At 53.3% G+C, this 25,141-nt stretch carries 20 protein-coding genes, 1 tRNA gene and 1 riboswitch; of the genes, 11 read left to right on the top strand and 10 right to left on the bottom strand.

All coding sequences use genetic code 11. The annotated features are described in order from the left end of the window. Positions 1-11: 11 nt before the first annotated feature. Positions 12-92: transfer RNA gene (locus JMI88_RS34985), tRNA-Leu, on the bottom strand. Positions 93-531: 439 nt separating this feature from the next. Here JMI88_RS34985 and JMI88_RS34980 point away from each other — a divergent pair. The 3 genes from JMI88_RS34980 to JMI88_RS34970 are packed head-to-tail and all read left to right on the top strand — an operon-like array spanning position 532 to position 3,857. Continuing rightward, positions 532-1,479 (top strand): PAS domain-containing protein, encoded by a 948-nt coding sequence (locus JMI88_RS34980; protein ID WP_236023199.1) that lies wholly within the window; start codon positions 532-534, stop codon positions 1,477-1,479. Beyond that, complete coding sequence (locus JMI88_RS34975) at positions 1,470-2,630, top strand: sensor histidine kinase (protein ID WP_201366667.1); 1,161 nt, start codon at positions 1,470-1,472, stop codon at positions 2,628-2,630. The genes JMI88_RS34980 and JMI88_RS34975 overlap by 10 nt, the downstream gene beginning before the upstream one ends. 9 nt (positions 2,631-2,639) lie before the next feature. Next, entirely contained in the window at positions 2,640-3,857 is a 1,218-nt protein-coding gene (locus JMI88_RS34970; protein WP_201366666.1) for a hybrid sensor histidine kinase/response regulator, read from the top strand. A gap of 234 nt (positions 3,858-4,091) precedes the next feature. Here JMI88_RS34970 and abc-f read toward each other — a convergent pair whose 3' ends face one another. From abc-f to JMI88_RS34940, 6 genes are all read right to left on the bottom strand, one after another. After that, positions 4,092-5,771, bottom strand: coding sequence for a ribosomal protection-like ABC-F family protein (abc-f, locus tag JMI88_RS34965; RefSeq protein ID WP_201366665.1), 1,680 nt, complete (start codon positions 5,769-5,771; stop codon positions 4,092-4,094). A gap of 621 nt (positions 5,772-6,392) precedes the next feature. Further along, positions 6,393-7,577, bottom strand: coding sequence for a VWA domain-containing protein (locus JMI88_RS34960; protein ID WP_201366664.1), 1,185 nt, complete (start codon positions 7,575-7,577; stop codon positions 6,393-6,395). Further along, a complete protein-coding gene (locus JMI88_RS34955; RefSeq protein ID WP_201366663.1) occupies positions 7,567-9,873 on the bottom strand; it encodes a DUF5682 family protein in 2,307 nt (768 codons plus the stop codon). The genes JMI88_RS34960 and JMI88_RS34955 overlap by 11 nt, the downstream gene beginning before the upstream one ends. Before the next feature lies 1 nt (position 9,874). Next, entirely contained in the window at positions 9,875-10,999 is a 1,125-nt protein-coding gene (locus JMI88_RS34950) for an ATP-binding protein (protein WP_236023198.1), read from the bottom strand. A 1-nt stretch (position 11,000) separates the two neighbouring features. After that, entirely contained in the window at positions 11,001-12,530 is a 1,530-nt protein-coding gene (locus JMI88_RS34945) for a DUF5691 domain-containing protein (RefSeq protein ID WP_201366662.1), read from the bottom strand. A gap of 13 nt (positions 12,531-12,543) precedes the next feature. Beyond that, positions 12,544-13,908: an SWIM zinc finger family protein gene (locus JMI88_RS34940; protein ID WP_201366661.1), complete on the bottom strand. Its 1,365-nt coding sequence runs from the start codon at positions 13,906-13,908 to the stop codon at positions 12,544-12,546. Positions 13,909-14,140: 232 nt separating this feature from the next. On the opposite strand from JMI88_RS34940, the gene JMI88_RS34935 reads away from it, so the two are divergent. The 6 genes from JMI88_RS34935 to xylB all read left to right on the top strand — a co-directional run bounded on the left by JMI88_RS34935 (position 14,141) and on the right by xylB (position 19,297). Further along, positions 14,141-14,536, top strand: a complete 396-nt coding sequence (locus tag JMI88_RS34935; protein WP_201366660.1) for a hypothetical protein — start codon at positions 14,141-14,143, stop codon at positions 14,534-14,536. Positions 14,537-14,606: 70 nt separating this feature from the next. Next, positions 14,607-15,002, top strand: coding sequence for an Hsp20/alpha crystallin family protein (locus JMI88_RS34930; protein ID WP_201366659.1), 396 nt, complete (start codon positions 14,607-14,609; stop codon positions 15,000-15,002). Between the two features lie 570 nt (positions 15,003-15,572). Further along, on the top strand, positions 15,573-16,325 hold the full coding sequence (locus tag JMI88_RS34925; RefSeq protein ID WP_201366658.1) for a hypothetical protein: 753 nt from the start codon (positions 15,573-15,575) through the stop codon (positions 16,323-16,325). 189 nt (positions 16,326-16,514) lie between these two features. Further along, a riboswitch (Fluoride riboswitch) is annotated at positions 16,515-16,595 on the top strand. 74 nt (positions 16,596-16,669) lie between these two features. Continuing rightward, a complete protein-coding gene (gene crcB, locus JMI88_RS34920) occupies positions 16,670-17,050 on the top strand; it encodes a fluoride efflux transporter CrcB (protein ID WP_201366657.1) in 381 nt (126 codons plus the stop codon). Beyond that, positions 17,051-17,521: a fluoride efflux transporter CrcB gene (gene crcB, locus JMI88_RS34915; protein ID WP_201366656.1), complete on the top strand. Its 471-nt coding sequence runs from the start codon at positions 17,051-17,053 to the stop codon at positions 17,519-17,521. A 237-nt stretch (positions 17,522-17,758) separates the two neighbouring features. Next, positions 17,759-19,297 carry a xylulokinase gene (xylB, locus tag JMI88_RS34910; RefSeq protein WP_201366655.1) on the top strand — a complete coding sequence of 513 codons (1,539 nt, stop codon included), beginning with the start codon at positions 17,759-17,761 and terminating at the stop codon, positions 19,295-19,297. A gap of 78 nt (positions 19,298-19,375) precedes the next feature. On the opposite strand, the gene JMI88_RS34905 is transcribed toward xylB, so the two are convergent. The 3 genes from JMI88_RS34905 to JMI88_RS34895 form a co-directional block, all read right to left on the bottom strand. Continuing rightward, positions 19,376-20,116, bottom strand: coding sequence for an endonuclease III domain-containing protein (locus tag JMI88_RS34905; RefSeq protein WP_236023197.1), 741 nt, complete (start codon positions 20,114-20,116; stop codon positions 19,376-19,378). Between the two features lie 179 nt (positions 20,117-20,295). Next, positions 20,296-21,315 carry an outer membrane protein assembly factor BamB family protein gene (locus JMI88_RS34900; RefSeq protein WP_201366654.1) on the bottom strand — a complete coding sequence of 340 codons (1,020 nt, stop codon included), beginning with the start codon at positions 21,313-21,315 and terminating at the stop codon, positions 20,296-20,298. A gap of 505 nt (positions 21,316-21,820) precedes the next feature. Continuing rightward, entirely contained in the window at positions 21,821-22,432 is a 612-nt protein-coding gene (locus JMI88_RS34895; protein ID WP_201366653.1) for a serine/threonine protein kinase, read from the bottom strand. A gap of 400 nt (positions 22,433-22,832) precedes the next feature. Between JMI88_RS34895 and JMI88_RS34890 the strand changes: the two genes are divergently transcribed. After that, positions 22,833-24,239, top strand: a complete 1,407-nt coding sequence (locus JMI88_RS34890; protein WP_201366652.1) for a sugar porter family MFS transporter — start codon at positions 22,833-22,835, stop codon at positions 24,237-24,239. A gap of 487 nt (positions 24,240-24,726) precedes the next feature. After that, the coding region (locus JMI88_RS34885) for a metal-dependent transcriptional regulator (protein WP_201366651.1) at positions 24,727-25,141 on the top strand (415 nt) is incomplete at its 3' end.

Raw genomic sequence — 25,141 nt, 5'->3', positions numbered from 1 at the left:
AAGCGGGGTTATGCCGGTGGAGAGATTCGAACCCTCAACCCTTGCGGGACTTGTTTTTGAGACAAGCGCGTATACCGTTCCGCCACACCGGCTTGTTGTTGACGGAATGTATAATACCGCATCTATATGCGGAAGTCAATAGTTTTTTTGATTTTTTTTGTGGTTGATCATTTTTGGGCCAGGTCAGTTTTAGCTGTGGTGGTGGGTGTTGTGTGGTACTATATGGTAGTTTTTTGACGATCTTTATGCGTATAGGTAAGTATTACTATATATGAGTGGGCGATTATTGCGGGCTTGTTTTTGTGTCGTGCATGAGTGACTTTCCTGGGGAAATAGGCGGCAGGCATTCCTGGCTGCATGGGCGGCATATGCCACTCTTGCGCTTTGGGAAAAAGTTCTGTTATACTTTCCAATATCATTTGAGTGAATGGCATAGATGGTTGTTTTCTCTACTTTAGGTAGCTGCGGCGGAGCTTTGTGGTTCGAGCGTGGCTTTGTTTCAAGACTTTAGTTGTAGCGCGGAGGAATTCCATGCTTGATAATATTACCCCGAACACTCCGACTTTGTCTCAGCCCAGTAGCAAGTCGTTGGCTTCTCTGGATGCCGATATCATTATTAAGAATGCGCCTGATCCGATTTTTATTTCGGATCTGGAGGGGAAGATTCTGTCGGCTAACGATGCGGTCTATGAACTGTTGGGCTTTCGCAATGATGAGGTTCTGGAACAGTCCCTGTCGCGCTTTATTAGCCCCGATGAGACGCGTGAGTTCCTGGCAGCCCTCAAGGAGGTAATCGAGCGTGGATCAACCAGAAATGCGCGCTTGAATCCTCGTACGGCTTCTAATGAGGTGATCCCGACGACCTTGAATGCTTCGGCCTTGCGCGATACCGATGGGAAGGCCATTGGCGCCATTGGTATACTGCGCGATATGCGTGAGCTGGATAAGGCGCGAGCACTGGCGGATAGTTTGATTAAGAATGCGCCCGATCCGATCTTTGTGTCGGATCTGGAGGGGAAGATTTTGTCGGCTAATGACGCGGTCTATGAACTGCTTGGTTTCCGACCCGATGAGGTTCTGGAACAGTCCCTGTCGCGCTTTATTAGCCCCGATGAGACGCGTGAGTTCCTGGCGGCCCTTAAGGAAGTAATTGAGCGCGGTACAACCCGCAATGCGCGCTTGAATCCTCGCTCGGCCTCTAATGAGGTGATCCCGACGACCTTGAATGCTTCGGCCCTGCGCGATCCAGATGGGAAGACCATTGGTGCTATTGGCATCCTGCGCGATATGCGCGCGTATGAGAAGATCTTGCAGGATTTGCAGGAGTCTAAGTCCGAGCTGCAGGAGAAGATTCTGGACCTGGAGAAGTTTGAGGAAGTGGTGGTGGGCCGCGAGTTGAAAATGATTGCTCTGGAGAAAGAGATTGAGAATTTAAGGCGCGAGTTGGAAAAAGCGCGGGGTCAGAGTAAATGGACGTAGTGCTTTCGCATGCGTCAGCCCCTTCGGATTATCAAGAGCTGAGCTTTGAGCAATTGAACGACGCTTATCAGCAACTTCTGGAGGAAAATGCTGCTCTTGAGCTGCGGCTCGTTAAGAGCGAGGAGCGGCGACGCGCGTTTATGCATATTTTGAGTGATTTGAATATGGTTAATCGCAAGCTGAATGATCAGCGTAAGGCGATGATCCATATTCTGGCCGATTATGAGCACGATCGCAGTCGCCTGGCTAAGCAGACGGAGCGCCTGCATAATTCGCGCCGCGCCTTGATGCATATTCTTCAGGATGCTCATCAGTCTAATTTGCGCCTTGAGAAAAGTCGTAAAGCGATGATCCACATTATGAGCGATCTCAAGGAGACCTCAGAGGAAGTGCAGCGGCGTGAGTTGGAACTGCGTGAGAAGCAGGAACAACTAGTTCAGGCGGGCAAGCTGGCGACACTGGGAGAGCTAACGACTGGCGTCGCTCATGAGCTGAATAATCCATTGAATAATATTGGTTTATTCGTGGGGAATGCCATCGATTTAATTGAGCTGGGTATGGCGGATACCGAACCTGAACGTATCTTGCAGGAACTGCATAGCACGATGCAGCAGGTGCGCAAGGCGACTGAGATTATTTCTCATTTGCGTACTTTCGGGCGCGCCGCGTCTGTGAGTCGTGAGCCGGTGGTGATCACTGAAGTAATCGAGAGTTCGATCTCTTTGATGCAAGAGCAGCTGCGCCTGCGCCAGATTGAGATCATTATCGACTTTCCACCACAAGATGTGATTGTGATCGGTAATGCGATTCAGCTGGAGCAGGTTTTTATTAATTTATTGACTAATGCTCGCGATGCTCTTACCGATATGCCCCGCAAGGTGATTACCATTACTTGTTCGCTGAACGAGCAATGGGTTAATATTTGTATCAGTGATACTGGCCCTGGTATATCGGAAGGTCTTGAGCAACGTATCTTCGATCCATTTTTTACCACTAAAGATGTAGGTGCTGGAACTGGCCTGGGGTTATCAATTACATACGGCATTATTAAAGAGCATCAGGGAACTATCCTGGTGGAGAACCATCCGGGCAGTGGAGCTACGTTCTTGATCCAACTGCCACTACATGTGGATGAGACGTCAAGTGAGTGATTTGCTGTTATGACTGAAGAAGCCTATATTCTCATTGTTGATGATGATACAGCTTTGCTACAGGCGCTTCCTCAGGCATTGTATTTGCGTATGCCTGGGGCAAAAGTTGATACTACTGATACCGCGGTCAAGGCGTTGGAGCTTTTAAAAGCCAACGATTATGATGCTATTGTCAGCGATATCAAGATGCCTGGTATGGATGGCCTGGCGCTTCTGTCAAGAATACAGGGAATCCGGCCTGAGACGCCGACTCTTATGATTACTGGTCACGGGGACCATAATCTGGCGATCCAGGCTCTGCGCGGTGGGGCTTACGATTTTATTCAGAAACCGATTGATCGAGAGTACTTTATTGCGGCCCTACGCCGGGCGACCCAGTCACGGCATCTGCGACGGCAGGTCTATGCTCAGCAACAGGCTTTAGAGCAGCATGCCAGGTCGCTTGAGCTGACTGTTCTGGAGCGAACACGCGAGCTGGTGGAGGCTAACGCGGTCAAAGATGAGTTTATTAGTATTGCTTCACATGAGTTGAAGACGCCGCTTTCCAGCCTGAAGGGGATGGCGCAGTTGCTGCATCGCCGCCTGTTACGTTCTAGCTCGCCTGAAGTCGCCAGCCTGGTGAGTATGGAGAATTCTATTCGTCGCATCGAAGTGCTGGTCAATGATCTCTTGAATATTTCTTCGCTTGAGACAGGCCTGTTTGACTTGCGTTGCCAGCGCCGCCATGTTGCTGAGCTCACACAATGCCTGATTGATGAGTATGTGTCGGGGACGAATCCACAGCCGGTGATTCATACCCATTTCCCGGAGGAGGATTTTGAGGCGGAAATAGATGTGGAGCGATTGGGGCAGGTGGTAATAAACTTACTATCAAATGCGCGCAAATATTCTGTTACCGGCTCGCCAATTAAGGTGACATTGACGAAGCAGGAGCAGACCTATACCCTCAGCGTCAGTGATAAGGGATCGGGCATACCACCTGAAATGCTGCCTTTTATCTTTGAACGCTTTTACCGTGTACCTGGTATTGAGGTGCAGACCGGCTCAAGCGTGGGCTTTGGCCTGGGATTGTATATTTCGCGCCAGATCGTTGAGCGCCATGGTGGTCGCATCGAAGTGGAAAGTACTCCAGGTAAGGGGAGCACGTTTTCGCTGGTATTACCTCTTCCTTCCGCTTCAACTTCGTCTGATACTAGCGTTGAAGATGCATCTCTGCACCAATCCTGATCTTTTCGTCTCAAAAAGGGTTTGAGAAGCATGTGTTTCGTGCCTGCGGCCCCTGACGCTATGCGCCTGCTGCGCTCAAAAAGTTTTATTCAGACAATGGTGCAAAAAAGCACGCTCAGCGTGCTTTTTTGCACCATTGTCTGAATAAAAAAATGCGGCCGCGCATGCGGACGCCCGTATGGGGGCGCCTGGCTTCCCATGGTGATGGACTTCAGACACACTTTCTGCAACAACCTATAAAAAAGGGATGGGGGTATTAGCGTCCCCAGGCTGACCGCGCTCGATGCGACCATCGACCAATTGCCAGATTTCTCCACCGAAGCGCTGGATAAACCAGCGATCATGTGAAATGACGATGATCGGGCCATCAAAGTGCAGGAGCGCTGACTCGAAGGCTTCGAGCACATCCAGGCTGATGTAGTTGGTGGGCTCATCCAGCAGCAGCACGTTGGGCTGCGCCGCCAGCAGGCAGGCCAGTTCTAGTTTCCTCTTCTGTCCCACACTGAGTTGCCCGACTTGCTTGTGCATGTCTTCTAGACGAAAGAAACCATATCCCAGCAGCCGTCCAATAAATTCTCCTTCATAACCAATTTGCCCGTATTTGTACGTTTCAATGACCGTCTTTTCTCTGTCCAGCGAGGCGGGCTCCTGGGCCAGGTAGCCGATCCGTGCGCCCTCTACTACCTGTAGAGAGCCACTGTCGGGGACCTCATCACCATTAATGAGCCTGAGCAGCGTCGTTTTTCCTGTTCCATTGGGACCTGTCAGCATTATCCGCGTTTGCGGGGTAATGGTTAGATTGAGCTGCTCAAAGAGCTTGCGCTGCCCAAAACTTTTGGTGATCTGTTCCAGCCGGACAATGATCTGTGATTGGATCGGCTCGGTCTGGAACTGCGACTGTACGCGTAGCAGCTCGGGTGGCTTTGGGATGGGATTCTCCTCGATCCGCTCTAGCTGCATCTGGGCGGCTCGTACGTTGCGGGCGACCGCGCTTTGTACGTTCTGGCTGAAGAAGTATTTGGCGTATTTGTCGTTATCCCGCGTTGGACGGTTGCTGTGCCCTACTTGCCGACCGTTGATACGGATCTGCTTCTGCAGCTCCTTTATCTCTTCCTGTTGTTGTTCATAGGCATCCTCCCAGCGCTTGCGCTCGGCCTGCTTGGCTTCGATATAGGCATCATAGTTGCCGCTGTACGTGTGCAGTTGATGGCTATGCTCATCAATTTCAAACACCTTACTGACGGTTTTGTTTAAGAATTGGCGATCATGCGAAACCATGACAACCGCTCCTTGATAGGTGGAGAGGTAACTCTCCAGCCATTCCAGGCTGGCAAAGTCCAGGTGGTTGGTCGGCTCATCCAGGAGCAAAATCTCGGGTGAGCGCAGGAGCAGGGTGGCCAGGCCCACACGCGCTTTTTCTCCGCCGGAGAGCGTTTCGACCGCGCGACTGCGTTCAAGATAGGTCAGGTGTAGACCTTCCAGAATCGAGTCTATCTTATAGTCTAGTTCATAGCCTCCACGATCCTGGAAGCGGGTGGTTAGCGCTGCGTATTCTTCCATCAGGGAAGGGAGCTGGTTCGCGCCAGCGCCGGCCATCGCTGCTTCCAGGGTATGCATCTGCTCCTCCAGGAGTTTGAGATTGCCAACCGAGGCCAGGATCAAATCCTGGATGCTTTGCCCGTAGAAGTCCGGCGTGGTCTGGGGCAGATAGCCGAACTCGATGTTCGGTGCATAGGTTATCGTTCCACTATCAAGCTCTTCCTGTTTAACGAGCAGGCGCAATAAGGTCGATTTGCCGACACCATTGGGGCCGACGATGCCGATGCGCTCAGTGGCGTTGACGACGAATGATATCGCATCTAAAACGGTATGCATACCATAGGATTTGGTGAGTTCTTTGCATGTTAATAACATATGGAGTGAGCACCTCACTTCTGCCGCTGGAGTAGCAAGAGGGGATCATGAATGAGCCTCTCGCGCCGAAGAAGATAGCAGTTGCTCATGTAATTCGCGACACTTCATTCATATGATGTTGCAGTTTGGCGGCAGGCAGAAGCTTGATAGCGCAAAAAAAGCTACAAGTATGCAACTAGCTGAAAGAGGGCGATTGGTACATGAGCACTGAAGGCTGATAGCAAAGAGAGTCAGGAGCAGCAAAAGCTAATGATATTGAATGGAAATGCGGCCCGCTGAATTGCTACCAGAGGTGTAGAATGCTCATGTTACACGTGGGAATCTCCTTGAGGAATTTAATACAAATCAATTATACCCGAAAAAACCCCAAAAATCAAGCCCGAATCACCCAAACCGCACAACCCATAGGTTCGGGGCTTGCCCCCGATTGTCGCCCGCCGCAGCGTGGCGACCCGGTTCCCGCACCGCTCGGTACCTATTACATCGACACCTTGGCCCACGCGGTGCCCAAATGAAACCTCCCCTCCAAACGATATCGCATTAAAATCGACGTCATCGTGGGGGGAGGGGGAATCGGGGCAAGGAGATGATGTCCCCGACATCCTCGCCCGAACCTATGAGTTATGGCGTTGCGCGGGCGACGACGATGTCGTTTTTGGCGGCCCACAGGTTGAGGTCTTGTCGCTGGATGGCGGCGGCCATCAGGTCGGGAAACAGCTCTGGCGTGCAGGCAAAGGTTGGAATGCCCATCTGGGCCAGGGCGGCGGCATTGGTTTTGTCATATATGGGTGCTCCCTGATCGCTCAGGGCGAGCAGGCAGACGACCTGTACCCCTGAACTGACCAGTTCGGCGGCCCGGCGCAGCATGCGCTGTCTATCCCCGCCTTCGTAGAGATCGGTAATCAGGACCAGGATGGTCTGGGAGGGACGGGTGATGACTTGCTGGCAGTAGGTCAAGGCTCGATTGATGTCGGTGCCTCCTCCTAGTTGGGTACCAAACAGGAGATCGACGGGATCTTGCAGATCGTCGGTCAGGTCGACGACAGAGGTGTCGAAGACGACCATACGTGTACTGACGGCTTTGAGGGTGGCTAGCACGGCGCCAAAGATGCTTGAGTAGACGACCGACGCAGCCATGGAGCCGCTTTGGTCCACGCACAGCACGATGTCGCGCAGCGAAGAGCGTTTATGGCCGTGACCTACCAGACGCTCGGCAATTACTGTCCGTTGTTCGGGCAGATAGTTTTTGAGGTTGAGGCGGATGGTGCGGTCCCAATCGATTTCGTTCTGGCGCGGCCGGTAGCTGCGGGTGGCCCGGTTTAAACTGCCTCGCACTGCCTGCAGCAAGGGGTTGGCCAGTTTGCGTTCCAGCTCATTGACGACTTTGCGCACAACCTGGCGCGCCGTGTCTTTGGTCTTCTCTGGAATGACGCGCCTGAGCGAGAGCAGCGTGGCGACCAGGTGGACATCGGCATCGACCTGCTCAAGCATTTCTGGCTCTAGCAGCATCTGCTTGAGATTGAGGCGCTGCAGGGCGTCCTGCTGCATGATGCGCACGGTTGAGGTTGGGAAGTAGCTGCGGATATCTCCCAGCCAGCGGGCCACTTGTGGGGCCGAAGCTCCCAGACCTCCTGAGCGTTCTTCCGAATTTTCTGAATTTGCATTATAGAGCGCCTCCAGGGCCTGATCGATATCTATATCGCTGCCTTCCAGGAGGCTGTCAACTGTCCCACCTCCTTGATCGGCATCCTGTTTGCCCAGAATAAGTCGCCAGCGACGCAGTTGTTCTTTCTCATCAATTGCCATATTTCACCCCCATTAATTGTGCCAGCATTGGTAAGACGTGGGCTGCATGCTCATGATTGATTGGTGTTTGACTATCCTTCCCACTGTATCCATCGGCCTGTAGCGGCCGATGAAGCTGTTTGACCTTTTCCCCCATCTGCCGACGCTCTGGTGCCTGGAAATTGGCGAAGGCGCGCCGCAGGATGGGGAGGAGCTGGATAAAGTTGTCGGTGTTGAGCGCGCTCAGCCATTGGTCGAGGGCGCGCCAGAGATGATCCTGATGCAGGAGCAGGAGTCCGCTACCGCGCACGACTCCTTCGATCCAGGCTGCGGCTTGCGTAACGGGTACGGCCGGTGAGAGCGCCAGCTGGATGAGTTCTTGCATCTCGCTTTCGGTCAGAGCTTGCTGGTCCAGGAGCAGGCGGCAGCTGCGTCCGCGCACCAGTCCGTGTATGCTGTCGCGTCCGGCCAGATTTTTCAGGCATGCTTGCCAGGCCTGGCGCTGCTCTGGACGATCCAATAGTTGGACGCTGTCCTGCACATGGTCGATGCTGTTTAGCATTCCCTGGGCTGCGTCGTCATCCAGCGCGAAGCATGCTCCTGGCAGTCCAATCAGGCTGCGTTCAAACAGGCCGTCGATAATGGGCAAGATGTGCTCAGCCCTGGTTTGACGTACGTCGCTGTAGCGCGCGACCCGCGCCAGCGGTGGAAGCGCATCCATCAGATGGCGTACGTCGGTTGAGACGGCCGCCTGCTTCTGAAGTAGAGAGAGGAGCTGATCGATGGCGGTGGGCAGTTCAGCCAGGATGACGCGCTGCAGTAGCTCGGTCAGCTCGGGCAGTTCGTTTAGTTTGCTGGCTGTATCTGTGACATAGCTGGTGGACGCGCTCGCGATGGTGTTGCCCCACACATTAGCCTCGATGATGGCGACGGCGAAATTGACCTTCCATTGTAGTTGCCAGTGCTCGTGAAACGTACCGGCTTTGCCTCTCACATTGACCTGTTTGCCCCAGGGAATTGAGAGCAATTGCAGACGATGGAGCAGTTGGCTACGCGCCCGGTCGTTCTCTTTACGCAGGTCGAGCTCCAGCTTTGTTTTTTCAATGGATGGCTTGAGCCTCAGGCGCTGCTGCCAGTTTTCCAGGTCACGTTGCAGCGGTACCGTTGGCGTCTCTTTGGGCACTTCTCCCAGTTTGTCTCCGATCTCCAACTGGTCGCGAATAAGCTGCATCGGGGCCATGTCGCCATGGCATAGAACGGTCAGGATCGCTTCGTTATGTTCCGCCAGCCCTGGCTGGGTAAGATCGCGCATGGCGGCCAGGGCCTCAGTCAGGCGCACCGCCTCGATGATGCTGGCCGATGAGGCATCCAATCCTTTCTCGCGCAGTAAGTGGGCTGCCCGGGTGACCCAGCGCGTGGTCAGCTGGTTGCGGGCCGACCACAGGTGAGCATACCAGCCGGGAGCATCCATACCGGCTCCGTAGCCGCTGCGCGAAGAGAGTCGCGAATATGTCCAGGGAATCCAGGTGGCCGTGGTTTTGATCTGCGCCAGCCCTTTGAGCAGCTCGCTATCCTCTTTAGCGGGACCCGGATTGGTCAGAACGGGAGCATGCCAGGCGCCACAGACGACGGCGATGCGCTGAAACTGTTCTTTCTGGGCCGCTCGAATGGTCTGGCGCATATATGCCTCGCGCTGAGCCTCTTCTGCTTTGGGCGGTCTTGCATCTGCGCGTAGCGCCGTCATGGCTTCCAGGATACTTTCAAACAGATCGACGACGTTGTGCCGCTGCTCGATCTGGCGCTCCCACCAGAGCTCATGATCGGTATAGCCGGCGGCCTGGGCCAGTAGCGTCAGTGGATCCTCCTCCAACAGCGTCTGCTCGTCTGCCTCAGGGGCCACAACTGTGGCAAGGCTGCCCTGCCGCAGCGCCTTTTTGACCTTGCTACGCGTGGTCGGCGCGCTCGGCTCGACCTCCGCGCTTTCCTCTCCCTCCTGGGCGCGTGCTAGTTGAATGGACTGAGGCAGATCCATGAAGCGGGCCGGGATATGCTCTTTCTGGGCGTACTTGAGCGCTTGCCATTCTGGTGAAAACTGGGTAAAGGGATAATAGATGGCTTTTTTGGGTTGTTCTGGCGCGTAAATGAGCAGGGCGACCGGCGGCTTCATCTTTGGCTGCTCCATAAATGGCAGCACCTCTTGCGCATCGGGCGGACCTTCGATCAGCAGGATATCTGGCTTGAGCTTTTCCAGGGCGGCGCGTAAGCTACGCGCGCACCCCGGACCATGATGGCGAATGCCAAAGACATGTATACTCATCTTATAACACCTCGTTGCAAGCTCGATATAAGTCTTTCCAGCCCTCGCGCTCTTTGACGACGGTTTGTAGGTACTCCAGCCAGACCACGCGGTCCTGCACCGGGTCTTTAACGATTGCGCCCGTCAGTCCGGCAGCCAGGTCGCCGGCGTGCAGTTCTCCGTCTCCATAGTAGCCAGCCATGGCCAGTCCATTGTTGATGACCGAGATCGCTTCGGCGGTCGAGAGGGTGCCGCTGGGCGATTTGATCTTTGTTTTGCCATCAATGGTGATGCCTGAACGCAGCTCACGGAAGATGGTAACCACGCGGCGAATCTCTTCTAGCGCTGGTTTCTCGGCCGGCAGTTCTAGCGCCTTGCCCAGACTGCTCACGCGGCGATCGACGATCTGAATCTCCTCATCGATCGTGTTTGGCAGTGGCAGGATAACGGTGTTGAAGCGGCGCGTGAGCGCACTGGAGAGTTCGTTGACGCCTTTGTCGCGATTATTGGCGGTGGCGATGACGTTGAACCCCTTTTTGGCCTGGACCTCTGTGTTCAGTTCCGGCACCGGCAGCGTCTTTTCGGACAGGATGGTAATCAGGGTATCCTGTACCTCGCTGGCGATACGTGTCAATTCTTCGATGCGGGCGATCTTGCCGTCTTGCATTGCCTGCATCATTGGGCTGACGACCAGCGCGGCCTCCGATGGTCCTTCGACCAGCAAACGGGCGTAGTTCCAGCCATAGCGAATCGCATTTTCGTCGGTGCCTGCTGTGCCCTGAATCAGCAGAGTGGAGTCGCCAGAGATGGCGGCGGCCAGGTGCTCGCTCACCCAGGATTTCGCGGTACCAGGAACTCCATAGAGGAGGAGGGCGCGGTCGGTGGCCAGCGTGGCGATGGCGATCTCCATCAGACGCGCATTACCGACATATTTGGGCGTGACGACAAAGCCGTTGTCGAGTTTCCCACCCATCAGATAGGTGCGAACTGCCCATGGCGAGAGCTTCCAGTTGGGTGGTCGCTGACGGGTATCGACTTTGCTCAACTCAGCCAGCTCTTCGGCGAATTGTTGTTCCGCGTGCTGCCGCAGAACGGCTTCAATTTTTGTCTCGATGGCCGTGGTGGTGCTACTCTGGCTTGTAGTCATATTAAGCGATCTCCTCTAAAATTTGTTTTCGTATTTCAATAAGTTCTTGCAATGTGGCAATCTGTTGCTTATAGTGTTGCGTATACCAGGAGGCGTCGTCTTCGGCGATTTCCCATGGTTGCAGGGCCAGTTCAAAGCAGGCGGGATGGATGGCGCTGGCCACGATCGCGAATGTACTCGTCTGGACATTGTAGTAGGTTACGTTGACATCCTTTTTCTTGTAGTATAGGCGCATCTGTTGCAGACAGAGCTGGCTGAATGACTGGCTCCAGGATGTTGGCAGCATCATGATGGCGCTCTGCCAGAAATGTTTGTCCTGTATCAGCGGCCCTACCAGCGTCTCGGCTAGTTCCTGCGGCAGTGCGGCCAGCATCTTTTGGCAGTAGTGGATATCAAAGCGTTTGCTGGCATCCAGTTCGTAGCGTATGCAGCGCTCTAGCAGCGGCTTATACCATGAAACTGCCTGGTAGCGTAGGGCTGCCTGTTGTATGTCCGTGATGAGATCTTTTCCGTGCTGGCTCTCCTCGACCAGATCAAGAAATGCGTCGGCTGAGAGCGAGAAGCGCTCGCTCCAATGTTGGGGCGGCGTCTTTTTGAAAGCGTGGTGTAGCCAGTCTTCTGGCTGCCATTTCTCTAAGAAGTGAGGACTTAGCGCCAGCGCCTCTTTGTTGGCGGTGTTTAGCGTGTCTGGTAACTTGATTGCCAGCTTGTGCTGTGCGTGCGTAGGCTCATAACTGATAAATTGATCTGCCGCAGCCAGGAAGCGCTCTGTAAGAGAGGTGGATGGCAGTGAGAGTATGAGGTCGGCGGCTTGCTGGCGTACGCCCTCGCTGCGATCGAGTAGGGCTTGCTCCAGAAAGCCTTGATCATCGAGCGATAGTCCGCTGTGTAGTTGTGTCAGAAAGGCCTCGCGTACCTCGGCTTTCTCCTGCTTCCAGACCGCCTGCACCCATTCGCGCGCGCGGGCGGGATCTTGCAGTCGTAGCTGCCACAAGACCTGCTGCCGCTGTTGTGGTGTCCCCTCCTGCCAGATTGTTTCGATGTCTCCTTGTCCCTGCCCCTGTTGTGCGATCCAGTTCCACTCAGGCACAAACTGGCTCAGCCAGTAGCCTCGCTCGCCCAGCAAGGGGGCTATAGCCTCTCGGGCCTCATGGTGGCTGGTGGCGTAGCTGATGAACTGCGGCAATACCTCATGCGGCAGGCGCAGCTGCAGGTGCTGGAGAAGCTGCAGTGCTTCGGGCAGCAGAATATTGGCCGGTTGCTGGAATAGTCCCTCGATCAGATTCGCTATGCGCATTGAACAGGCGAGCAGCGTGTCTGGTTCGGCGACGGGCAGAGGCACCGGCGCCTCTGGAGAGATCATGCCGGCCTGAGCATAAATAGCCTGGGCTCCGGCCGCCAGCAGGAAGGAGCGTTCTCCTGTTTCGGTGGGCAGCTGTTGTGTCAACGGATCGATTGCGCTAGCGGTCGTCGGGATGTGCGCTCCCTGCTGAGCAGTACCGACCACGGCCGTCTTTAGAAATGCGTCCATGATATTCTGCTTTCTACAACAAGTGATAGCTATGGTCAATCAAGACACCAAGCGGCATGAGCGTTTCTCCGTTCCACTCAGCGGCCAGATCAAGTGTGTGGCCACCCGATAGTGCCAGGAGCTTCCAGTGTTCATCTTGAGTGCGAGCCAGGGGTAGGGCCTGGCCTTTTTGATCGCGCACCCACCAGGTTTTGCTTTCCTGGTCATAGATGGGCAGGCTATTTTGTATCAGGCACAGGAAGCGTTCCTGCCAGGGGTTACGCGCCAGCTGTTGCGCCACGCCTTCCAGAAAATTCTCAAAGTCAGCGACGCCTGGTAGCTTCTCTTGAATTGGCTGACCCAGTCCATGGCGTTGCGCGAATAAAGCGCGCTGCGGCACGACGCCGGGCCAGTAGACCAGCTCGGCGCTCTGATGGGTGCCCAGCGGATAGTTCTCGCCAAATGGTGCGCCCATGTATGAAAATTGCAGCACGAAAGTTGCATGTCCAGTGGCTGTGCCATACAGCCAGGTGCGCTGGGCGCGCCCACGTTCGACGGCTTCGCGCGTCTGCCCTAGAAAAAGCCAATCATCGGTGATATGGGTACCCCGCTCCAGCACCTCCGGCTCTTTCAGGGTCCAGCCAACCAGCTGGCGAATATTTTCTTGCGCCTCTGCTGCAAAGCGCTCCTGGTGTTGGTAGGCTTCTATGAGTAGCGCCAGCTTGCCCATCTGAGCAAGCAGTTTGCTGGTCCAGTTTTTTGAGGCATTGGGGATGGCAGCCAGTGCGCGAATGCGGTTCGCCAGTCCTGCTGCCTGAGCATCAACCATCTGGGCCGCCTGGTGTTCCCAGAAAGAGCTCGGCTGCGCCTCCAGGCTGCCCAGGCCATTGCGGATCAGATCGTTGAGCCAGAGATCGAGCTGATTGATCCCCTGCTGAATCTTTTCCTCACGTTTTTCTATCGTTTTCTTCTGCTTACCCTCATCTGGCTGCTGGGTAGATTTAGATGCGCGTGTCTCCTGGCGTTTCTGCTGGGCTTCGCGCTTGCTCAACCAACTGCTCACCCATTCCAATGGTTCGCTTTCCGGCAGGGCGGTAGGGATTGAAGCGGCCAGAAAGAGTAGGCCGAGGCTATGTTTACAGGGAAGCTTACGGCTAGGACAACTGCATTGGGTTGTGAACGTCGAGCGCTCAACGCGCACCTGATAGAGGCTGCTTCCCTGACATTCTCCCCAGATCGCTTGCCCGTTGTATCCCAGGTTGCTCCAGAATTTCTCCAGTGCGAGCTTTTTGCCTGCTTTTGCCGCGCTGGCGTCGGGTGCCATCTGGCTGACCTGGTCAGTTGTGATATGTAATTCCACGAGTGCGATTCCCCCGAAGAAGTTTTTTTGTTCTACCATTATATTCTTTTCATGCCTTGCCATTGCGGAAAGTCCTGCTTCCTGGTACCATGCGTCCTATGATGATCGTTTGCGCTACTCGTATCCATGCTCTGGTTGAAACTTGTGCCCCCACCTTGTACGTGAGAGTGGTAGTACTTACTTAGCATAAATTGCTGATTTCCAGGTATATTCACCCTGATCCGGCGTGGAATGGGTGACATATGTTTTTCTGGTAAGAATGGAGGCACCAATGAGCGCTCATCATGAGCAAGAATATAAAACTGAACATGATAACCGCAAAAAACATGCCGAAGAATTGAATGCTGAAGCTATTGATAAAGGCACAACCCCGGAAAAAATTCAGAAACATTCTTCTTCCACTTCATCAGACGCCGCTATTCCAGGTCAGAAGGCGGGGCATAAGCTGATGGATGGTTATGCGATGACTCAGGGTGGGGAGACGGCGGAACCTCAGCGCGATGAGCGCGAAGGCTATGATCCCGCGCATAGTGGGGTGCGTCATGCGCAAAATAAGCCGGGCGCGCCAACTCAGACGCCGGGCCGTGATGAAGGAACAGCCTGGTCTTCTCAAGAACAGATGGGCAGCTTGAAAGATACTTTTGACGAGAAGAACCCTGCCGAGTAGTCTAGCTGATCTTGTGGTTGCCAGGTCGAAGATGTCGTTGTGATGATACTAAAGAAGAGAGGCGTGAGGTATGCAAGAGAAAGCCAAGATTCAACACATACCGGTAAAAGTTTATCGTACGGCTGATCGTCTGATGGTCGCTGCTCCAATGCCTGGTTTGCAGCCAGAAGATATTACGGCCCAGGTGACTGAGGATGGCCACCTGGTCATTCAGGGTGATTTGCGTGGTGTGCTCAAGGATATCAAAGAACTGCTGGTTGATGAATGGAGCGTTGGAGGCTATTATCGCGACATCGAGCTACCCGACCGAGTGGATGGGGTGCATGCCAACATGAACTACGGCAACGGGGTTCTGGTGATTGCCTTTCCTTTAAGTCAGCAGATGCAACCTATAACGCTAAAATTACAAAAGACGGCTACCGATCGCGGTGGACGTAGTGGTAATGCCGGCCACGCATTTTCGTAAAGCAGCCACGCCCTTTTTTAACCACATACCGTGTGCCTGACTCCCATCTCTGTTGGGATTGTCGGGCATGGAGTGAGAAATCGGGGGAAAGCCCCGAACCTATGGATATCCTTTCATTGCTGGTGCAGCAGGCGCGCATTCGCGCGCCTGCTGCACCAGCAATGAAAAAGAGATTGGGAACGCCTGCGTTCCCAAGACCCAGGGGTGCTCAGATTCCCAGTATGTTGGGAATCTGACGCCCTCCTTAGTGGAGATATAAGCTGCACAGCGATTACTGTGCAGCTTATATCTCCACTTTTTGATTTATGCATCAGGTTAAGAAAGACGCGTGGCGGTAAAGTTTTCTTAAGATTTTATAAAACCACTGTTCTTTTTAATTATTATATGTTTCAATATAATAATAATAAGAGGATCGTTATGCAAACATAACGATGGACATGTACTAATATTGTTAATGAGTGAATGTGGTTTCGTGTATTGATAATGTATGTACGTGGTTTTGTGTTATGTCGGAGGTCGTATTTCTTCATAGTATAGGTCTCTATATTGAATAATAAAAGAGGTGAATGTGTGTCAATACAAAATGTAGCGGCACCTGCTGAATTACCCCCACCAGTTCTAACTCCCAGTTTTACATCGATGGTCAGTTCAATGAGTCTGCTAGAATTGGTGCGCTATTGCAAAGAGGAGATGAGCAATTATTGTCGTGGTGAGGTGGGCGATGATTGTTATGCCTTAGAAATTTTCCGACGCGCCATGAAGTTGCATGATCCCCAGGCCTGGGATGCGTTGCAACAATGTTTTTCAGGTATTGTGCATACCTGGATGCGCCGTCACTCCAAGCGCGAACGCGCCTACGCTCTGGATAGTGAAGAGAACTATGTTGCCCAGGCGTTTACGCGTTTCTGGCAGGCCAGCGTCAATAATTCTGAGCTCAAATTTACTTCGTTGGCCTCGGCTTTAAACTATTTGCGCGCCAGTTTGAATGGAGCTATTATGGATACCTTGCGTGTATACATACATCCAAACGAGGTACCCCTGCCAGATGTGAATGACCCGACCTATAATTATGATCTGGCGGCTGAAGAGCCAGAAGATTATGAAGAATTGTGGCGTGTCGTACGTTCCTTGCTGAGTGGAGAGCGCGAGATCCGGCTGGCATATTTACATTTCCACTGTGGTTTAAAGGCGCGCGAGATTATCCAGTTCTGCCCCGATGAATTTAATGACGTCCAGGAAGTTTACCGTTTGCGCCACAACATTTTTAAGCGCCTGACGCGTAACTCTGACCAGATCCGCTGGCGTCTCAGTTGTATCGCGTAAAAACTGTGAGCAGACACCAACTTACGTCCTGGCCTGAATGGGGCAGAATAAATTCCAGGGCTTTCCCTTCTCTCTGCGCGGCAGCGGTGGCGAATAGAGAGAATTGGAAAGTCCTGGAGGAAGTACTAGTGGGGCAGTTGACAGAATTTTTGGCTCGTATATGTTATCATAGTAGAAGAAAAATATATTAATCCAACTGGTGATGGAGCTCACCAGGTCAACGTATCGCGTTGACTAAACTGCAGAGAAGCTGATGGCTCCTGATGATGCGAATGAAGAGTAGCTCATCAGGAGTTTTTGTGTATGTAGCAGCATAAGAAGTAGGTAAAACAAGCAGTATGAATGTGCCTTTTCTAGTGCAACTGGTAAGTATCGGATGTGCGGGCGCCCTGGGAGCCGTGGCACGTTATATGTTGGGATATGTGATTACGCGCCGCACCGGCTCTACATTTCCCTTTGGGACGCTGGTGATTAACGTTAGTGGTTCATTTTTTATTGGTCTCGTCTTTGCATTGACCGCGCGGCACGTGGTGAGTCCGGCCGTCCAATTGATTCTGGCCACCGGTTTTTTAGGCGGCTATACTACGTTCAGCACCATGTCCTGGGAAGGGGTGCAACTGGCTCGTGGTGGAAGACTGTGGGCAAGCGTGTTGTATCTGGGCGAAAATGTGGTGCTGGGTATACTGGCCGTGGCCCTGGGCATTGCAGCGGGATGGTGGCTCTAAATGATAAAAAAACACTTTAATCTACAGGGACTATCGATTGTTTTTTGTGGTGGATTTTTCGGTACGATTGTCCGTTATCTTCTCAGCCATGCTATTCAAACCGACCTGGGAAATAACTGGCCCTATGACATCCTATTGATCAATATCACTGGCGCTTTCGCGTTGGCCTTGATTTCTACGCTGGCCGATGAGTCGCTCTACATCAATCCTGCGCGCCGTCTCTTCTTGAACGTTGGCTTCATGGGCGCCTATACCACCTTTAGCAGTCTGGCACTGGGCGATCTCACGCTACTGACCGGCCAGAAGGCTATGCTGGCCCTCCTCTACCTGCTTTGCAGCATCTGTGGCGGCATTGTTGCTGTCGTGCTAGGACAAATCCTCGGCCTGCGCATCATCCAGCGCCACGCCTCTGCAGCCCCAGAATTGGTGGACACGGCGCCCGATGAAATCCTTGAAGAAGAATACCCATAGGTTCGGGCCTTGCGCCCGATTTATCACTCGATGCACGAAAACGTCCACGGGCCTTGCGCCCGATTTGTCGTTCGGTGCACGAAAATGTCCATGCGGGTTCGGGCCTTGCGTCTAATTTGTCGCTCGGTGCACGAAAACATTAATACATTCCTGCGTCCGGGCTCACATACAGTGCAAAGAGACAGATTTTAGCGTACAATCACAATAACAACAATCGTATTGATAAAGGAGCATTGTATGCAAACCTTGCTTGGTATCGATCTAGGTACAACTGGCGTTAAAGCTGCCCTCTTCGCGGTCGATGATGGGCGTGTGATAGCTGATTCCTTCATTGAGTATCCATTATTTCATCCTCACCCTGGCTGGGCTGAACAAAATCCTTCCGATTGGTGGGAGGCTACTATTTCTGCGATTCGTTTGTGTCTAAAGGCTGGTGCCAGTCAAGGTGCGGCGGCCGAGGATGTGCGCGGCCTTGGTTTGTCGGGTCAGATGCATGGTGTGGTCCTGTTGGACGCGAACCAGCAAGTGTTGCGGCCCTGCATTATCTGGGCGGACCAGCGCAGTGATGAGCAATGTCGCTGGATTACTGAGAAGGTGGGCGCCAGCCAGTTGATCCAATATGTGAGCAATCCCGCCTTAACAGGTTTTTCGGCCCCCAAACTGCTCTGGGTGCGCGATCATGAGCCAGAGATATTTGCGCAGGCCCGGACCATGCTGCTGCCGAAAGACTATATTCGCTATCGTTTGACGGGCGTGCTGGCCATGGAGATTTCAGATGCGGCCGGTACCTGTCTGTTAGATGTGAAACATGGGGCGTGGTCGCAGGAAGTGCTGGCGGCCCTGGAGCTTGATCCCTCCCTCCTTCCTCCTGTGGTTCCGGCGGATGCTGCTAGTGGCTCAATCACGGCTGAAGTGGCCGGACTGACAGGCTTGTCGGTCGGGATGCCGGTAGCTGGTGGCGGAGCCGATAACGCCTGTGGCGCTGTTGGCAATGGTGTGGTTGAGCCAGGTCTGGCCCTGGTATCAGTTGGTACTAGCGGCATCGTGCTGGCCCATTCCAACTCTCCGCAGGTGGATACCTCGGGTCCGGTGCCGCGTGTGCATACCTTTAACCATGCCGTTCCCAATGCTTGGTATCTGATGGGCGTCACCCAGGGCGCTGGCCTCTCGTTGCGCTGGTTGCGCGACAACATTGGTCTGCCCGAGCGGGCGCTGGAGCGCTGGACCGGTATCGAGCCTTATGAATTATTGGCCAGAGAAGCTGAAAGCGTTCCGGCCGGCAGTGAGGGGCTGATCTTCCTGCCATACCTGCAGGGTGAGCGTACCCCCCACCTGGACGCCTATGCCCGTGGTGGATGGATCGGACTGACGGCCAGCCACGATCGTCGCCACCTGGTTCGTTCGGTGCTAGAGGGAGTGGCCTTTAGCCTGAAGGACTGCTATGCTATCATTCGTGAGCAGGGTCTGCAGTTGAGCCAGGTGCGCGCCACCGGCGGCGGAGCCAAGAGTTCTCTCTGGCGGCAAATTATTGCCGATGTGCTGGGCGTCGAACTAGTGGTCACCAATGCCTCAGAGGGACCCGCCTTTGGCGCGGCCTTGCTGGCTGGCGTTGCTGGTGGCGTCTATTCCTCGGTACAGGAGGCCTGCGCTCAGACGGTGCGTGTGGTGCAGCGTACCGCACCCGATACGGCGGCTGCGCCAGCTTACGAGCAGGCCTACGAAGTCTACAAAGCCCTCTATCCAGCTTTGAAGCCAATCATCAGCCGCCCTCTTTAACCCTTTATCAACATACCCCCCGTAGATGCGCCCCTTGCGGGCGCTTCTACTCTTCGCGCTCGAAAACACACATCGTTATTATTGTGGTTTTACCACTGTTTTGTAGTAGTCGCATAGATCGGTTATAGCGCATTTGCCGCAGCGGGGACGCTCGTAGACACAGATCCGCTGGCCATGGCGCAGCAGCGCTTTGTGGAAGTTGTAGATGCTCCGGGCGTCCTGGGGGAGCAGCGCCTGTAACAGGGTATGAGCCGCGTCAGCGGTCACTTTTTTGCCGATCAGTCCCAGGCGGATCGAGACGCGATGCACGTGTACATCTACTGGCAGCAGCAGGAGGCGGCAGCTAAAGAGGAGGACGCAGGCTGTTGTCTTGGGTCCGACTCCCTCGAAGCGATTGAGCCAGGCGGCCGCTTCTTCGACTGGTAGATCGCGCAGGAAGTTGAGATCAAGATTGCCACGCTCCTCTGTGATCTGGCGCATAATGGTTTGCAGACGCGGTGCCTTGACCTCGGGCCAGTTGACGTTAGCGATGGTATCCTGCACCTTGTTGGTAGGAGCATCGCGCACAGCCTCCCAGGAGCCAAACGTCTTCAATAAGTTATCATAGGCGGCTGCCGTCTGCTCATCTTTTGTGCGATGCGATAGGATAATATCGACCAGCATGCTCATCGGATCTTTCTTTGACCACTCGGATACGCCGTAAGCTTCGGTCAGGCGTTGCGTGACTTCCAACGCTTTGGCGGATAGCGCCATCATGTCTGGCGAGGGATAACCATAGTCTGCTCTGTTTTTTTCAGGTTGTGCAGGTTTTTTCACCATACTTCCCATCTTTCTACTATACATGTCTAGAATTGATGATATACTCGTATACACGAGCCTGTGGGGTAAGACGTTCCAATCTTGTGTGTTGGTGTGAGGCGAGGTGGGAAGCGCCCGCAAGGGGCGCACCTACGGGTGTTGGTGTGAGGCGAGGTTGGGAGCGCCCGCAGGGGGCGCACCTACACCAATTGGAAAGCGTTGATTTCGTTGTTGGTGATGATAACCCAGCCATTGGCCACGCATGGACGACTTATTTTGTCGCCATGCAATTTAAGTGGATGAATAAGCTTGCCGTTCTGGGCGTCTAGCATATAAAGCTCCGCGCTTTTGGTGGTGAGATAGACAATACCACCAACTACCAGCGGGGTTGCATCAACTTCATTTTTGAGGTAGACGCTCCATACCTGCTTGCCGGTGGCCAGCTCAATAGCGAATAGCCCTGTTCTGGCCGTGCTATTGCCAAAGACGCCCTGGGTGATGATATAGGCGATGCCATGTGCGATCTCTATCTCGTAGGCGATACTGTTTTCCAGTGGAATAGACCAGTAGGTTTCGCCCGTCTGCATATCCAGTGCATAGAGTTGCTCATTGTAGGCGCAGATACAGACAACATGCTCATCAAAGGGAATGGCCGCATGCACCCTGCCCACATCGGCATAACTGGCCAGCTTTTGACCACGTTCCGCGTCAACGGCGTAGCAATGTCCTCGTCCGGTCGCGATGTAGACGACATTGTTGGCGATCATCGGTCGTCCCTGTTGCGGCGCCTTAAGCGTCACATCCCAGTATTGTTGTCCGGTGGCCGCGTTCAAGGCATACACTGCGTGCCTGGAATAGGCATACACGATATCGTTGGAGACAATTGGCGTGGCCTTGAGATTATCCTCTGTCTCGACGGTCCAGTAAAGTTCGCCAGTATCTGCATCCAGAGCCGAGACTTTGCCGCCGTCCTCGATGTTGCCCGAGGCAAAGTAGATCAGGCCGTCCGCGACCACCGGGGCCTCGGAGATACCGTATTGCGTCTTGTAGGACCAGAGGTGCTCGCCGGTTGAGACATCTAAGGCGCGTAGGTGGCGGGGACTCATGGTATGCAGGTTGGCGGCACTATACGTGCCGGCATACACGATGCCGTTGGCAATCGTGGGCTCTGAATAGTATACATGATTGAGCCCACTGGTGGTGCTCCAGATGGGTCTCAACTGGCTGGCCTGCCGGATGGTATGCTGAGAGGTTTGCGTTGTTGAGGCACGCTTTTTCAGAAACGCTGGCGGCGTGACTGGCTCATCACGTCTTCCCCGTCTGCCATCGGCCGCCGTTGGATCGGTCTCGATAAAACTGCGATTGCCATTTTTTGTCTGTCTCGTTGGCTGTACAGGTTCCTTGACTTTTGTATTGTTGGCTGTCTCTGCAGCCTGATCCTGTATGGCTTGCTCCTGCGAGCTCGTTGCTTTTGTTGAGGTAGGACGGGACTTCTTCGGCTTCGGCGCGCTTGCCGTCGTCGCATCAACCAGGGCCTGTGTGAAGTCGGCGACGCTTTCATAGCGATCGTCGCGCTCCTTCGACAGCGCCTTGAGGATTGCCTTTTCAATGGCATCTGGAATGTCCGGATTAAGCTCACGCGGTTCGATGGGCGCCTCATAGATGTGTTTATAACCAATGGTATAGGGATCGTCGGCTATAAAAATCTGTTGACCCGTAAATATCTCATAAGCGATGCAGCCCAGGGCATATTGATCGCTTTTTTTTGCTGATCTTGCCTTTGAACTGTTCCGGGGACATATAGGCCGGCGTGCCTATTTCATCTACGCGGCGTGTTTTCTGAATTTGCAGGGCGATCCCAAAATCGGCCAGCAAGGCATCGCCTTGCGCGTTGAAGAGTATATTGGCCGGCTTAAGGTCCCGGTGCACAACATCCATGTCATGCGCGTGCTGGAGGCCGCGCCCAATTTGCTGCAAAATGCGTACAGCCTCATCTGTATCGATTGGATTGCCATTCAGTTGATCCAGGCGATCTCTTAACGAGCCTCCTGGCGCATATTCAGCTACAAAGAATGGATAACCCTCATATAAATTGGCATCCAATACCTGCAGAATATTGGGATGAGTCAATTCATCTAGAATCACAGCCTCCTGAAAAAAGCGATCAAATTCCTCTTGTGAGTTCAATGCTGTGTTCAGCACTTTGATCGCCACTGGCGGCTTCTGAGACAGGAGGAAGTGCTTGCCCAGGTATACACTTCCGAAGGCTCCTTGCCCTAATGATTCCATGAGAATATAACTGGCTAATTGCTTTCCTAATAATTCGTCCTTCACCATACGCATCCTTTGCACCGCGAAAATAACTGCTAATGTTGAATAGAATTATATACGATTTATCTTATATAAAGAAGAGTATCATACTCGAGGGTGCCGTTACACCATTCCTCATGAGATGTGATACTGATGAGGTAGTGTTACAGATAGTTATAGCACGTACCAGCTGAAAAAACTTCAGCTTAAATATCAACCAGCATAATCCATCGAAAGATGGATGACTAGCTATAGTCGCGCTCATTATACTATGCTCAACACTATCATCCGCTTCTGCTAACTACCAGTTAGCTGGTCTTTTTTTCCTGGTGGGAAATGTACGATGGTTGGTATAGTGTCATGTTCATGATACGTGAAAAAGCTATTGGATTGGCTGGTTTCTTTCCTATGACGGGGGAGGTATTCTATGCAGAACGCTACCGCTCCTCATTCGACGAAGAAGTTATCGGTCTACTTCATTACCAGCGTTGCCGCTTTAGGAGGTTTGCTTTTCGGCTACGATACCGGTGTTATCTCCGGTGCGCAGCTCTTTCTCGTAAAGACGTTCTCGCTGAGCCCTCAGCAGCAGGAGCTAGCTGTTAGCGCCGTTCTCATCGGTGCTATCATTGGTGCGCTTGTTGCTGGGAAGGTAAATGATGCCATCGGACGCAAAAAGACGCTTCTGTCGCTGGCTGTGATCTTCACGATAGGTGCACTTCTGACAGCCATATCGCCGAATTACACGCTCTTTCTTATCTTCCGAGCCATCGTTGGTATCGGTATTGGTGCGGCAGCCAGTGTCGTACCTGTCTACATCTCCGAGATGTCTCCTTTCCAGATGCGTGGCAAGTTAGTCACTTTCAACCAGTTGGCCATCACGATTGGTATCGCGGTCTCCTACTGGGTGGACCTGGCTTTTGCTCGCGCCGGAATGGGATGGCCTCCGATGTTCGCGACGGCTGCCATTCCTGGCCTCCTGCTCTTTTTTGGTATGCTTATGAGTCCCGAGACTCCGCGCTGGTATGCTGCTCGAGGACGCTGGGATAATGCACGCGGGGTTTTGGAGCGCATTGAAGGGGCCGATCCGGATTTTGAGCTAATGGAGATCCACACCTCTCTAAGTGTCGAGCAGAAACAGGGGAGGATTCGCGATCTGTTTGCGCCTGGTATACGTATGGCCCTGGTGGTTGGTGTTGGACTGGCGGTATTCCAGCAGTTCGTTGGTATCAATACCGTAATCTACTATGCGCCGACCATCTTCCAGTCGGCAGGAGTCGCTTCAGCGAGCAGCGCTATCCTGGCCACCAGTGTCGTTGGTGTCGTTAATGTGCTGGCCACTATTGCCGCTTTGTTGTTGCTCGATAAGGCTGGCCGACGTGTCCTCCTGATCACTGGTTGTATTGGTATGATCATAGGGTTAACCTTGTTGGGAGCCGTTTTCGCCACCGGTGTTGCTCATGCTGGAACCATGACATTGCTGGCGTTGATGGTCTATATCATCTCGTTTGCTATCAGCATGGGCCCGGTCTTCTGGCTGATGAGTGCCGAGGTCTTCCCGACCAATGTACGTGGTGCCGGCGCCAGTGTCTGTTCGTTTGCCAACTGGTTGTCGAATTTCATTGTCAGTGTCACGTTTTTGAGCCTGATTGGAGCCCTTGGAACTGCCCGCACCTTCTGGCTGTATGCCGTTATCGGTGTGCTGGCCCTGATCTTCTGCTGGCGCCTGGTGCCTGAAACCAAAGGCAAGACATTGGAGCAGATCGAGGCCTATTGGCTCAACGGACGTCGTTGGGTAGCCGCTATCGGACAGCCCAAAGTTAAGCCAACATCCTAGCTCACAAGCGAACCTTGCATTTGTACAGCTAACACCCCGCCGTCCGGCAACACTTGCCGGACGGCGCTATTCGCCCTGGAAATCCCGCATTATATGGTATATTCCTCTTTTCGCGACACAGCTATGAAGGCTGTGCACAATAACCAAAAACTGCATTGACGCGATTACAGATTGGTCCATATACTGATACAGTGAGCAAAATATCCATGGCGGGCACCTATGCAGCTGCCAATGGGTCCGCTTGCTTATAGTGCGGCTAAGTTCTCCTCGGAGCACGATGAAGTGTTGAGTCGCACGTGCTCACAATTTCCTGTTGATTCCTCTTTTTCTCTATGCCCTCGATGCTTAATTCCTAACTTTTTAATACCCATGCATGCTGATTTTGTTTGCCCATTGAAACCTCTTTTTTATAACCCATTGACTATATTTTAGTTGTATGATAAACTATTTTTTAGTAAGGTAAAAAATTACTTTAAGGAGAAGGAAATTGCAGAAGCCTATTCAGGAACTTGCTCCGCGCATCAGCGATTGCCTCAAGCTTATCTATAGCATGCAAGAGCATAATCAGAAGGTATCTACCTCTGCTGTTAGCGAGAGGCTAGGGGTGAGTGATGCGACCGCAACAATGCTGTTTAAAGACTTTGCCGCTGCTGGCTGGGTCGAGCATGTCCCTTATCATGGTGTGCGTTTGACTCCCCTTGGTGAGCAGAAGGCGATGGAGATTATTCGTCACCATCGTTTGCTCGAATTGTACCTGGCGCGCGAGCTGGGCTACAGTTGGGATAAAGTGCATGACGAGGCTGACAGGCTAGAGCACGTGATTTCCGAAGAGTTCGAAGCTAAGCTCGATCAATTGTTGGGCTATCCGACGATCGATCCTCATGGCGATCCTATCCCCAGTA

Source organism: Dictyobacter formicarum, assembly GCF_016587435.1.
This window is presented reverse-complemented; position numbering and strand designations above follow the sequence as displayed.